This window comes from Sphingopyxis panaciterrae (assembly GCF_011762125.1).
GTDB lineage: Bacteria > Pseudomonadota > Alphaproteobacteria > Sphingomonadales > Sphingomonadaceae > Sphingopyxis > Sphingopyxis panaciterrae.
Window position 1 is genome coordinate 296,644 of record NZ_JAASQN010000004.1, and the last position, 12,183, is coordinate 308,826.

Genomic DNA, 12,183 nt, shown 5'->3' on the forward strand with positions numbered 1-12,183 from the left:
AGATAGAGCGGCGAGCTAGGCTCGCCAACCCACCCCTAACCCCTCCCTTACAGGGAGGAGAACCTAACCAAACGGCTGATCAATCGACGGCGGCGGCTCGCTGAACCATTTGGGCCCGCCGTCGGTCATATGGAAACAATCCTCCAGCCGGATCCCGAATTCGCCCGGAATATAAATCCCCGGCTCGTTCGAGAAGCACATGCCCGGCGCGAGCGGCGTCGTTTCGCCATGCACGAGGTTGACCGGCTCATGCCCGTCGAGCCCGATGCCGTGGCCGGTGCGATGCGACGTGCCGGGCAGCGTATAGCCGGGTCCCCAGCCCAGCCCCTGATAAAAGCCGCGCACCGCATCGTCGACCTTGCCCGCCGGCGTACCGAGCTTCGCCGCCGCGAAAGCGACGTCCTGCCCCTTGCGCATCTGGTCCCACACCTCGCGCTGGCGCGCGCTGGCCTTGCCGTATACGAAACTGCGCGAGATGTCGGACTGATAGCCGTGCACCGTCGCGCCGCAATCCATCAACACGACCTCGCCGCTCTTCACCGCCTGCGGCTTGCCGCTCCCGTGCGGATAGGCGCTCGCCTCGCCGAGCAGGATCAGCTCGAACTCGCTCTTGCCGCCCAGCGCTTCGGTCGCGGCCTTCATGATCGCGCCGATGTCGGCGGGCGTCATCCCCGCCTCGATCCGCGGCGCGGTGTGACGGTAGGCGGCGATGGTGATGTCGGCGGCGACCTGCATCAGCGCGATTTCGGCCGCCGACTTGTGCATCCGGCACCCGCGCACGACGGGCGCGCCGTTGACCACCGTTACCCCTGGCATCGCCTTTTGCAGCCCATCGACCGCGAAATAGCGCACGGTCTCCTCGACCCCGATGCGGCCCTTTGCCAGCCCGCGCTTGCCCAGCCACGCCGCGACCGCCGCCAGCGGATTCTCATCCTCGTTCCACGTCAGCACCTCGGCGTCGATCCCCAGGCTTTCGCGCACCGACGGTTCTTCGAAAAAGGGGGTGACGATCGCCGCCTCGCCCTCGCGCGTCAGCACCGCGGCGGTCAGCCGCTCGCTGCGCCACCATTCGACCCCGGTGAAATAAATGAGGCTCGACCCCGGCTCGATCAGCAACGCGCCGATATCGTTCGCGCGCATGAGCTCCTTCGCCTGCGCGATCCGCGCCATCCGTTCCTGACGACCGATCGGCACCGCCTTGGCCGCTAGATTGGGAAGGCCCGCCGTATCGGCGGCGAACACGGCGGCGGGCAAGCTGACGGCCAGTCCGCCAAGCGCCGCGGTACCCAGGAATTGCCGCCGGTGCATCACCTTCCCTTTCCTCAATAGATCAGCAGGTCCGCAACTTCCTCACGCCACGCCGCCTCGTCGGGCAGCGCCAGCGCGTCGAGGTCACCCGCCCCCGCACCCGCATCGTCGACCCATTCGCGTAACCCGGGCCCCCCGTTGATCACATCGATCGCCAGCACATCGTCGGTATATTCATATTTGAAATCGGTGCCGCGCCAGATCGGATAGTCGGGATAAAGCGAGCGGATCGCCTTGAACCCCAGCGCCTGCACCCGCCACGGCCGGAAGGCGGCGTGGTCGTACCACGCCCCCTCGGCATGGATATGCACGCCGCTGTTAAGCTGCCCCGCATGCTTGTGAAAGGTCGGCTGGAACCAGATATCGCGCAGCTTGCAGCCGGTCAGCCATGCGGGCGCCAGCCGCTGCATCTCGGCGATCACCGCCTTCGCGTCGATATCGGGGGCGCCGAACAGTTCGAGCGGCCGCGTCGTCCCGCGCCCTTCGCTCAGCGTCGCGCCCTCGACCATCACCGTGCCGGCATAGGCGCGCGCCATGTTGACGTTCGCGGCGTTGGGGCTGGGGTTGATCCACACGCGGTCGGCGGGCCAGCCGAAGCCCGGCCCTTCGGGCTGCCACCCGTCCATTTCGATCACGCGGTAATCGACGTCGAGCCCGAAGTGGCGGATGAACCAATGCCCCATCTCGCCCATCGTCAGCCCGTGCCGCATCACCATCGGCCCCGCGCCGACGAAGCTTTCCCAGCCGGAACGCAGCCGCGTACCCTCGACCGGGCGGCCCGCGGGGTTCGGCCGGTCGAGCACCCACACCGCCTTGCCATGCTCCGCCGCCGCCTCGAGGATGTAGAGCAAGGTCGTGACATAGGTATAGATGCGGCAACCCAGGTCCTGCAGGTCGACCAGCATCACGTCGAATGTATGCATCGACTGCCCCGACGGCCGCCGCACCTCGCCATATAGGCTGAACACCGGCATGCCATAGACGGGGTCGGTAAAGTCGGGCGACTCCATCATATTGTCCTGAAGGTCACCCCGTACGCCATGCTGCGGCCCAAACACCGCGGTAACGTCGATTCCCGCCGCGACCAGCGCGTCGAGGCTGTGGGTCAGGTCAGCGGTGACCGAAGCGGGATGCGCGAGCAAAGCGACGCGCTGGCCTTCCAGCGGTTTGCGAAGCGCCGGATCGGCGAGCAGGCGGTCGATGCCGAAGTGAACAGTCATGCCGCGTCGGGTGCCCCAAGCGTGAGCGCAAAGCAATCGGGATGATGAAAGTCAGGCTTGCCCGGCGGGTGCGCCAGCGCCCAATAGCTTTTGGTGCCGTCCACCTCCTCGATCACCGCCGACAGCGCCAGCCTGGCCCCCGTCTCGGGAAAGATGCCGGGCTCGATGCTCAGCGCATAATGGCCGGGCTCGCGCTCGACCGCCATCCGCCACGGCGCCAGATCGTCGGTACGCAGCAAAGATCGGTAATCGTCGAACTGATAACAGGCCCAGCGGCCATCGGGCGCATAGTTGAATTCGGTATAATCGGGCTGGCCTTCCTCGGTCAGGAACGCCTCGAAGCAACTGCTCTGCCACAGCCCGTCGGTACCGCCATCAGCGATGACCAGCTCGCCCTCGCCCGGCGGCAACAGGATCCCCCCGATCTCGCCGTCGACGACGAAGCGCAACGCAAAGCCTTCGTCGAACGACAGATCGACCTCGACCGCGATCGACCGCACCGCCCGTGCCGGGGTATCGGGGTGACAGATGAGTTGGCACTGTTTGCCGGAGTGGACCGACATCACTTTTTCCCCGTTTGTCCTGAGCTAGCCGAAGGACCGTCCTTGCCTTTTGCCAAGCTCGAAATCTTATCCCGGTCGCCGCAAAATGGGATGTGCGAAAACCGCAGCCGAGACAAGCACGCGATCGCGACTTCGATTGTGACCGGCTGACAACGCCGCAATTGAACAGCCGAGCGGGATTTTACGTTCTTCGTCACCCCGGACTTGATCCGGGACCCCGCCTTTCAAGGTTGCTGAGCGGGACCCCGGATCAAGTCCGGGGTGACGCAAGGAATACAACTCGACTTGGAAAACCACCACCCTCAACGCCTTCAATTGACAAGCTGATCATGACCGTAGACGAAATACGATATGGATATTTTCAAACTTTCCAAATCGCTCGACGAGTTGATTTTCGACATTCTGATGTGGGTGATTTTCTACCCCTACACCTTGATCCGCGTCCTCATCTGGCCCGGATATATGATCGGCTATGCCGCCACGGAGCTGAGAAAGAATCCGGACAAGGAAGAACTCTTCGATCGCGGATTGAGCCCGCCGGTATTCCTTTTCCTGTCGATCGTGCTCGCCTGGATGATTTCGCCGGCGGCGCCCGCGGCTGCCGCGTCGGAATCGGAGACAGCAATCGCCGGCCTCATCAACGGTTCGGTGATGTCGCTGCTCACCTACCGCTTGGCGCTTTATTGCGTCTTTCCCTTCGCCGGCGCCCTGATCTACGAATGGCGAACGCCCGGCAGCATCAGCCACCATAGCTTCCGGCTGCCCTTTTATCAGCAAGCCTATCTCTGCGCGCCACTGGCGATCGTGTTTTCGATCGCTACCGTCGTCGCGACGCGATTTCAGGATGTCGATGTACTGGCGTTCATGGTTCTCGCCATGCTCGTCATCATCATCTGGTATTTCTGGTCGCAGGTCGTCTTCTTTCGCCGGACCATGGACAGCAGCTGGCCGGCGGCCGCCTTCTGGGGCCTTTTGTCGGTCTGTCTCGGCGTCACTTTCTTGACCGGGCTGGACTTCATTGTCGGGGCATAGGGTGCTAAGGGCCCGGCCGCTATGACCAGTTACCAATCCGACCTGCTGCGCCTGCTCGACGAGCGAGGCTATATTCACCAGACCACCGACGCCGAAGGGCTCGATGCGCTCGCGGCCAAACAGGTCGTCCCCGGATATATCGGTTTCGACGCCACCGCGCCGTCGCTGCACGTCGGCAGTCTGGTGCAGATCATGATGCTGCGCCGCCTGCAACAGACGGGGCACAAGCCCGTCGTGCTGATGGGCGGCGGGACGACGCGGATCGGTGACCCGACGGGCCGCGACGAAAGCCGCAAGATGCTGTCGGACGAGACGATCGCCGCGAACATCGCGTCGATCTTCAGCATCTTCCAGCGCTTCCTGACCTTCGGCGACGGCCCGGCCGACGCGGTGATGGTCGACAATCAGGACTGGCTCGGCCAGCTCGGCTATATCGAACTGCTCCAGGAAGTCGGCACCCATTTCACGATCAACCGCATGATGACCTTCGATTCGGTCAAGCTGCGGCTCGAACGCGAACAGCCGATGACCTTCCTCGAATTCAATTACATGATCCTGCAAGGTTATGATTTCCGCCATCTGTCGAAGGCGATGGGCGTCCGACTGCAAATGGGCGGGTCGGACCAGTGGGGCAATATCGTCAACGGGATGGAACTTGGCCGCCGGATGGACGGCGCCGATCTTTATGGCCTGACGACGCCGCTGCTGACCACTGCGGCAGGCGCCAAGATGGGCAAGACCGCCGCGGGCGCGGTGTGGCTTAATCCTGACCAACTGTCCCATTTTGACTATTGGCAATATTGGCGCAACTGCGACGACCGCGACGTCGGCAAGTTCCTGAAGCTGTTCACCGACCTGCCGCTGGACGAGATCGCGCGCTTGGAAGCGCTTGAGGGCGCCGAGATCAACGCGGCGAAGAAAATCCTCGCCGATGCCGCGACCGCCATGTGCCGCGGCGAGGAGGCGGCGCAGACCGCGTCACAGACCGCCGCGCAAACCTTTGAAAAGGGGCAGATCGGCGGCGACCTGCCGCAGGTCGCGGCGCCCGCGGACGGCATCGACATATTGACCGCGCTGCGCGAACTTGGCTTCACCGCCTCGAACAAGGAGGGCCGCCGCAAGCTCGAAGAGGGTGCGGTGAAGGTCGACGGGACGGTGATCCGCGACCCGCAGCACCGGATTATGCCCGCCGCCGAAGCGGTTCCGCTCAGCCTCGGGTCGAAGAAGCATGGCCTTGTCACCCGCTGATCCGGGTGGGGCCGTTTACCGATTCTTGATGAATCGGGCCGATTCTGCCACACCAGACCAGCAAGGTATTTGGCATGCGCAAAATTGATCTCAAAAAGGCCCATTATATCGGCCTCGACCAGCGGATCGCGCCGCGTAGCGACGTCTATTGCCGCCTGCCTTTCGCGCTGCCCGACGGGCGGCAGGAAATGTGCACCTGCGTCAATATCAGCGCCGACGGCATGCTGATGCGCTACGAACTCGGGCTGGAAATCGGCGACCTCGTCGTCTTCCGCATGCCGATCGTCGGCCGCGTCGCCGCCAAGGTGATCTGGTCGATCGGCGGCAAGACCGGCGTCCAGTTCGACAAGTCGATTTCGGTCGAGGATTATCTGCCGATGATCCGCGCCATGGGCGCCCGCGGCGACGCCTAACTCATCGGCATTGAAAAGCTGAACGAATATCCCCTCCTGCACGCGGGAGGGGCAGCGAGCCCCGGGCTTGATCCGGGGCGCAGCAGGGTGGGCAATCGATGGGTTGCTGGCCGACCAACCCCACCCGCAAGCGGGAGGGGAGTATCGGCATTTGTCCCTTTCGAACAAGTAGATGCACCCCGGCGAAAGCCGGGGCCCACGGCAGTACCACGCAACCTCAGCTTTTGGGCGCTCTGGGCCCCGGCTTTCGCCGGGGTACACACGCTTCACTTGTCTAAATGACATACCTCCCGGGAGCATCTACCCGCTCCTGAGTAGCGGCACCGCCGCGTCGCGCTCGAACAGATAGAGGCACAGCCGCACCGCGTCGGCCCTTGCGCCTTCCATCCCGCCATCACGCTCGACGAACAGCCGCGCATCATCGTGCGCGACGGGCAGCAGCCGCACCAGCTGTTCGGGCGTCGCGAGGCGGTAATCGGCGTCGCCCGACTGCTTGAGCCCCAGCAATTCGCCGCCGCCGCGCAATTCCAGGTCCTTCTCCGCGATCACGAAGCCGTCGTTGGTGTCGCGCATCAGCGCCAGCCGTTCGCGCGCGGTCTCCGACAGATTTTGCGAGCGCAGCAGCAGGCACACCGACTTCGCCGCCCCGCGCCCGACCCGGCCGCGAAGCTGATGAAGCTGCGCGAGCCCGAAATTCTCGGCATGTTCGACGATCATCAGGCTGGCGGCGGGGACGTCGACCCCGACCTCGATCACCGTCGTCGCGACGAGCACGCCGATCTCGCCCGCCTGGAAGCGCGCCATCACCTCGTCCTTCTCGGGGCCCTTCATCCGGCCGTGGACCAGCCCGACACGCGCCGCGCCCAGCCGTTCGCGCAGCAGCGCCGCGCGGTCTTCCGCCGCCGCGAGTTCGCTGCCCTCGCTCTCGGCGACCAGCGGGCAGACCCAATAGGCCTGCGCGCCCGTCGCGAGGTGGCGGTCGAGCGAGTCGACGACATCGCCCAGCCGGTCGAGCGAGATGACGCGCGTGTCGACCGGGGTGCGCCCGGGGGGCATCTCGTCGATCTGCGACACGTCCATCTCGCCATGATTGGCGAGTTGCAGCGTGCGCGGGATCGGGGTCGCCGTCATCACCAGCAGATGCGGCGGCCGCGCCGCCTTTTGCGTCAGCATCAGCCGCTGCGCGACCCCGAAGCGATGCTGTTCGTCGACCACCACCAGCGCGAGATCGCGGTACGCCACCGCCTGCTGGAAGATCGCGTGGGTGCCGACAAGGATATCGATGCTGCCGTCGGCCAGCCCCATCAGCGTCGATTCGCGAACCTTGCCCTTGTCGCGGCCGGTCAGGATCGCGAGGTTGACGGACAGCCCGCCGAGCATTCGCTGCAACGTCGCAAAATGCTGCCGCGCCAATATCTCGGTCGGCGCCAGCAGGGCCGCCTGCGTCCCCGCCTCGACCGCCGCGAGCATCGCGCGCAGCGCCACCAGCGTCTTGCCCGACCCGACGTCGCCCTGCAGCATCCGCAGCATCGGCGTATCCTGCGCCATGTCGCCCGCGATCTCGCGCCCGACGCGCTCCTGCGCGCCCGTCAATCCAAACGGCAGCTTCAGCGCTTCGACCAGCCGCCCGTCACCGACCACCGCCCGCCCCTTGCGCGTCCTGAGGCCCTGCCGGATCAGCATCAACGCGACCTGGCTCGCGAAAATCTCGTCATAGGCCAGCCGGTCGCGCGCCGCCTCGTCGCGCGGACTCGCGTGCGCGCGCGCCATCGCCTCGGTCCACGCCGGCCAGTTCCGCGCAGCGAGCAGCGGCGCATCGATCCATTCGGCAAGCTCGGGCCGACGCTCCAGCGCCACCTGCCCCAATTGCGACAGCCGTGCGTTGGTGAGCCCCTCGGTCAGCGGATAGACCGGCTCATGCTCGGCAATCCCGCCCTCGTCGTCCGGCCCGACCACCTGGTCGGGATGCACGATCTGGCGCATGTCGCCATAAAGGTCGAGCCGCCCCGACACGCGGCGTTTCTCGCCCAGTGGGAACAGCTTGCGCGCCAGCCCCGACGTCCGCCCGAAATAGACGAGCCGCACATGATCGCCCGCATCGTCGAACGCCTCGACCCCGAACGGCGCGCGCGGGCTACGGCCGGGGCGGTAATCCTGCGCGGTCAGCTCGACGATGATCGTCTGCCCCGCCTGCGCCTGATCGAGCCGGTCGACCGGAAAGCGCGAGATCAGCCCCGTCGGCAAATGGAACAGCACATCGACGACACGCTCCAGCCCCAGCCGCGTCAGCGGCTTGGCCAGCTGCGGCCCGACGCCTTTCAGGTCGGTCAGCGCGGCGAACAACGGGTTCAGGATTTCAGGTCGCATGGGACTCGATCAACCCCGCCGCCGCCTGAGTGATTTTTCCCGGCCAGATTTTTTCCGGAAGGTCACAAAGGTCACACGACATACCCCTTGTGTTGGCCCTCTTTGGCAAGCTTTGACCCGGGTGCGGCAGCAGCGGCAATGGACAGGAAAATCGTCTGCGTCATCCGGCGACGCTATCCCGCAGCGACAATGTAGGACAGCGAAAAATCCCCGATGCCGTCCCCGTTGCCAGATCTGTTGAGACGGTTAAAAGGCCCGCCATGCAAGACCGCCTGAAACGCCTGAAATTCCGCGCCTGGCATCGCGGCACGCGCGAGGCCGACTATATGATCGGCGGCTTCTTCGACCGCTATTCGGCGGAATGGGGCGACGCGGAACTCGGCTGGTACGAAGCCGTTGTCGAGGAAGACGATGTCGACATCATGGCGTGGGCGCTCGGCACCGGTCACCCGCCCGCGCATCTGGACCACCCAACCCTGATCGCGGCGATGCGCCGACTGGACTATATCCCGCTGCCATGACCCGCCCCGCCGCCGACATTTTCGCCGCCATCGGATCGGCACCGGCGCCGCTGACGCTCGCGCGCGCCGCCGACGGTTTCCTGCCGCTGCTGCTCGCCGACCTCGCCCGCGCCAGCGACAAAAGGCTCGTCTATGTCGCGACCGACGATAGCGCGATGCAGGCGGTCGCCGACGCCGCGCCCTTCTTTGCGCCCGACCTGATCGTCCACCGTTTTCCGGCGTGGGATTGTTTGCCTTACGACCGCGCCGGCCCGTCGATGCGCGTCAGCGCCGACCGGCTCGCGACGCTGTCGGCGCTGCAACTCCCCGCCAGGCGCGGCGAGCTGATCCTCACCACCGTCGCCGCGATCACCCAGCGCACACTGACTCCCTTTCGCATCCGCCAGCTCGCGACGACGCTTGCCGCGGGACAGCGGATCGACCGCGACGCGCTCGCCGAACTGCTCGTGTCGAACGGCTTCAGCCGCGTCGATACCGTCGCCGACCAGGGCGAGTTCGCGGTACGCGGCGGCATCCTCGACCTGTTCCCCGCGGGCGAGGACAACGGCCTGCGCGTCGATTTCTTCGGCGACGAGATCGAGAGCATCCGCCGCTTCGACCCCGCCGACCAGCGCAGCCTTGGCCCCGCCAAGGCATTGCAATTGCTCCCGGCATCCGAAACCCTGCTCGACGAAGCGACGATCAAGCGTTTCCGCTCGGCCTATCGCGAACTGTTCGGGGCACAAGCGACCGGCGATCCGCTGTATCAGGCGGTCAGCGACGGCCGGCGCCAGGCGGGCATGGACCATTGGCTGCCGTTGTTCGAGGAACGGCTGGCGACATTGTTCGACCATATCGATCCCGCCACCCCCGTCCTGCGCGGTCACCGCACCGAGGCGACCGCCGAAACACGCTTCGCCGCCATCACCGACTATCATGCGAACCGCGTCGCCGCCGAGCGCGAGTCGCCGGGCAGCTATCGCCCGCTCGCGCCCGAGACACTTTATCTGACGGACGCGGAATGGGCCGCGGCGGCGACGCAGCGTCCGATCCATGTCGTGACGCCGTTCGACATTCCGCCCGCGGCGAACATCGTCGATCTCGAAACCTTCGCCGCGCGCGATTTCACCCCCGAGCGTACCGCCGACCTCAACGTCTATGACAAGGTCGCCGACCATCTGTCGGACGAGCGCCGCAAGGGCCGCCGCACGATCATCGCCAGCTATTCGGGTGGCGCGCGCGAACGCCTGTCGGGCTTGCTCCGCGATCATGGCGTCACCTCGCTCGCGCCCGCCGATAGCTGGCAGGACGCGCTCGGTACCGCGTCGACCGAAAGCGGCGGGGCGACGGCGATGGTCGTCCTTCCGCTCGACCATGGCTTCGCCAGCGACGCGATCAGCCTGCTCACCGAACAGGATATCCTCGGCGAACGCCTCGTCCGCCGCCAGAAGCGCCGCAAGAGCGCCGACGCCTTCCTCGCCGAGCTCGCAACATTGAGCGTCGGCGACCTTGTCGTCCACCTAGACCATGGCATCGGCCGCTATGAGGGGCTGACCCAGATCCCCGTCGGCAGCAGCCCGCACGATTGCGTCGCGCTCACTTACGCTGGCGGCGACAAGCTTTACGTCCCCGTCGAAAACCTTGACGTCCTCTCGCGCTACGGCGGCGAGAGCGACGGCGTGGCGCTCGACCGGCTCGGCGGCGAAGCGTGGCAGCGCCGCAAGGCGCGGATGAAGGAACGCATCCGCGAGATCGCGGGCGAGTTGCTCGCGACCGCGGCACAGCGTGCACTGCGTTCGGGCGAACTGCTTGCGCAGGATGCCGCCTATCCGGCCTTCGCCGACCGTTTCCCCTATCAGGAAACCGACGATCAGGACCGCGCGATCGGCGACGTGCTCGCCGACATGGCGTCGGGGCGCCCGATGGACCGGCTCGTCTGCGGCGACGTCGGTTTCGGCAAGACCGAGGTCGCGCTACGCGCCGCCTTCGTCGCGGCGATGGCGGGAGTACAGGTCGCGCTCGTCTGTCCGACCACCCTGCTCGCGCGCCAGCATTTCACCAATTTCGTCGAGCGCTTCAAAGGCTTCCCGGTCAACATCGGCCGCCTGTCGCGCCTCGTTCCGGGGGCCGAGGCGGCGAAGACGCGCGACGGCCTCGCCAGCGGCCATATCGACATCGTCGTCGGCACCCACGCGGTGATCGCGAAATCGGTCGAGTTCAAGAATCTCGGTCTTGTCATCGTCGATGAGGAACAGCGTTTCGGCGTCGTCCACAAGGAGCGGCTGAAGCAGCTCAAGACCGACGTCCACGTCCTGACCCTCACCGCGACGCCGATCCCGCGCACCTTGCAGATGGCGATGTCGGGTCTGCGCGAGCTCAGCGTGATCCAGACGCCGCCGGTCGACCGCCTCGCGGTGCGCACCTATGTCGCGCCGTGGGATCCGGTGGTGATCCGCGAGGCGCTGCTGCGCGAGCACGACCGCGGCGGGCAGAGCTTCTTCGTCACCCCGCGCATCAAGGACCTGCCCGATATCGAGGAATTCCTGCGCAAGCGGGTGCCCGAAATCAAATATGTCGTCGCGCACGGCCAGATGGCGCCCGGCGAAGTCGAAGAGCGGATGAGCGCCTTCTACGACCGCAAATATGACGTGCTGGTGTCGACCACGATCGTCGAAAGCGGGCTGGATATCCCGAGCGCGAACACGCTGGTCGTCCACCGCGCCGACCGCTTCGGCCTCGCCCAGCTTTACCAGCTGCGCGGCCGCGTCGGGCGGTCGAAGACGCGCGCCTATGCCTATCTCACCACCCCCGACACCGGCGCGATCACCGACACCGCCGAAAAGCGGCTCAAGCTTCTCGGCGATCTCGACACATTGGGCGCGGGGTTCCAGCTGGCGAGCCACGATCTTGACATTCGCGGCGCCGGCAATCTCGTCGGCGACGAACAGTCGGGGCATATTCGCGAGGTCGGCTTCGAACTCTACCAGTCGATGCTCGAAGAGGCGATTTTGATGGCCAAGGCCGAAGGCGCCGGCAAGCTGCCGCCGCGCGAAGCCTTGTCGCCCGTCATCACCATCGACGCGCCGATCCTGATCCCCGAGGATTATGTTCCCGACCTGCCGCTGCGCATGGCGCTCTATCGCCGCCTCAACGACGCCGGCGATCGCCCGGCGCTCGACGCTTTCGCCGCCGAGATGATCGACCGCTTCGGCGCGCTGCCGCCCGAGACCGCGAACCTTGTCCAGCTGATGGAGATCAAGGCGAACGCGAAGCTCGCCGGCATCGCCAAGCTCGACGTCGGTACCAAGGGCGCGCTGGTGTCGTTCCACGGCGACCAGTTCGCCAACGTCCCCGGCCTGATCGCCTATGTCGAACGGCTGAAAGGCCGCGCCCGCATCCGTCCCGACAACAAGCTGTCGATCAGCGGCGACTGGGCGAGCACCGGGGCGCGGCTGAACGGCGCGCTGCAATTGTCGAAGGGGCTGGGGAAGCTGGCGAAGCAGGTGACGTAGTAGGATACGCCCTCCCCTTC

Annotated in this window: 9 protein-coding genes; 5 read left to right on the plus strand and 4 right to left on the minus strand. The window is 65.9% G+C overall.

Features of this window, described 5'->3' with window-relative positions:
- Positions 1 to 63 precede the first annotated feature (63 nt).
- Genes FHR22_RS15595 through FHR22_RS15605 form a run of 3 tightly spaced genes read right to left on the minus strand, consistent with a single transcriptional unit; the run spans position 64 to position 3,091 of the window.
- Positions 64 to 1,308: a M24 family metallopeptidase gene (locus tag FHR22_RS15595; RefSeq protein ID WP_166944478.1), complete on the minus strand. Its 1,245-nt coding sequence runs from the start codon at positions 1,306 to 1,308 to the stop codon at positions 64 to 66.
- A 14-nt stretch (positions 1,309 to 1,322) separates the two neighbouring features.
- Positions 1,323 to 2,528: an exo-beta-N-acetylmuramidase NamZ family protein gene (locus FHR22_RS15600; protein WP_166944480.1), complete on the minus strand. Its 1,206-nt coding sequence runs from the start codon at positions 2,526 to 2,528 to the stop codon at positions 1,323 to 1,325.
- Entirely contained in the window at positions 2,525 to 3,091 is a 567-nt protein-coding gene (locus FHR22_RS15605; protein ID WP_166944482.1) for a DOMON-like domain-containing protein, read from the minus strand. Before FHR22_RS15605 ends, FHR22_RS15600 begins: the two co-directional genes overlap by 4 nt.
- A gap of 351 nt (positions 3,092 to 3,442) precedes the next feature.
- On the opposite strand from FHR22_RS15605, the gene FHR22_RS15610 reads away from it, so the two are divergent.
- The 3 genes from FHR22_RS15610 to FHR22_RS15620 all read left to right on the plus strand — a co-directional run bounded on the left by FHR22_RS15610 (position 3,443) and on the right by FHR22_RS15620 (position 5,784).
- Positions 3,443 to 4,123, plus strand: a complete 681-nt coding sequence (locus FHR22_RS15610; RefSeq protein WP_166944484.1) for a hypothetical protein — start codon at positions 3,443 to 3,445, stop codon at positions 4,121 to 4,123.
- A 21-nt stretch (positions 4,124 to 4,144) separates the two neighbouring features.
- Entirely contained in the window at positions 4,145 to 5,371 is a 1,227-nt protein-coding gene (gene tyrS, locus FHR22_RS15615) for a tyrosine--tRNA ligase (RefSeq protein ID WP_166944486.1), read from the plus strand.
- A 74-nt stretch (positions 5,372 to 5,445) separates the two neighbouring features.
- Complete coding sequence (locus FHR22_RS15620) at positions 5,446 to 5,784, plus strand: PilZ domain-containing protein (RefSeq protein ID WP_166944488.1); 339 nt, start codon at positions 5,446 to 5,448, stop codon at positions 5,782 to 5,784.
- 300 nt (positions 5,785 to 6,084) lie between these two features.
- Here the strand turns inward: FHR22_RS15620 and recG are convergent, their stop codons facing one another.
- Positions 6,085 to 8,151 carry an ATP-dependent DNA helicase RecG gene (recG, locus tag FHR22_RS15625; RefSeq protein ID WP_166944490.1) on the minus strand — a complete coding sequence of 689 codons (2,067 nt, stop codon included), beginning with the start codon at positions 8,149 to 8,151 and terminating at the stop codon, positions 6,085 to 6,087.
- Positions 8,152 to 8,411: 260 nt separating this feature from the next.
- On the opposite strand from recG, the gene FHR22_RS15630 reads away from it, so the two are divergent.
- On the plus strand, positions 8,412 to 8,672 hold the full coding sequence (locus tag FHR22_RS15630) for an FAD assembly factor SdhE (protein ID WP_166944492.1): 261 nt from the start codon (positions 8,412 to 8,414) through the stop codon (positions 8,670 to 8,672).
- Positions 8,669 to 12,163: a transcription-repair coupling factor gene (gene mfd, locus FHR22_RS15635; RefSeq protein WP_166944494.1), complete on the plus strand. Its 3,495-nt coding sequence runs from the start codon at positions 8,669 to 8,671 to the stop codon at positions 12,161 to 12,163. Before FHR22_RS15630 ends, mfd begins: the two co-directional genes overlap by 4 nt.
- The last annotated feature ends 20 nt before the right edge of the window (positions 12,164 to 12,183 follow it).

Bases quoted from the DNA above. Each gene is read 5' to 3' on its own strand.
- mfd (WP_166944494.1), top strand. From the start codon at position 8,669: ATGACCCGCCCCGCCGCCGACATTTTCGCCGCCATCGGATCGGCACCG.
- recG (WP_166944490.1), bottom strand. From the start codon at position 8,151: ATGCGACCTGAAATCCTGAACCCGTTGTTCGCCGCGCTGACCGACCTG.
- FHR22_RS15630 (WP_166944492.1), top strand. From the start codon at position 8,412: ATGCAAGACCGCCTGAAACGCCTGAAATTCCGCGCCTGGCATCGCGGC.
- tyrS (WP_166944486.1), top strand. From the start codon at position 4,145: ATGACCAGTTACCAATCCGACCTGCTGCGCCTGCTCGACGAGCGAGGC.
- FHR22_RS15605 (WP_166944482.1), bottom strand. From the start codon at position 3,091: ATGTCGGTCCACTCCGGCAAACAGTGCCAACTCATCTGTCACCCCGAT.
- FHR22_RS15610 (WP_166944484.1), top strand. From the start codon at position 3,443: ATGGATATTTTCAAACTTTCCAAATCGCTCGACGAGTTGATTTTCGAC.
- FHR22_RS15595 (WP_166944478.1), bottom strand. From the start codon at position 1,308: ATGCACCGGCGGCAATTCCTGGGTACCGCGGCGCTTGGCGGACTGGCC.
- FHR22_RS15600 (WP_166944480.1), bottom strand. From the start codon at position 2,528: ATGACTGTTCACTTCGGCATCGACCGCCTGCTCGCCGATCCGGCGCTT.
- FHR22_RS15620 (WP_166944488.1), top strand. From the start codon at position 5,446: ATGCGCAAAATTGATCTCAAAAAGGCCCATTATATCGGCCTCGACCAG.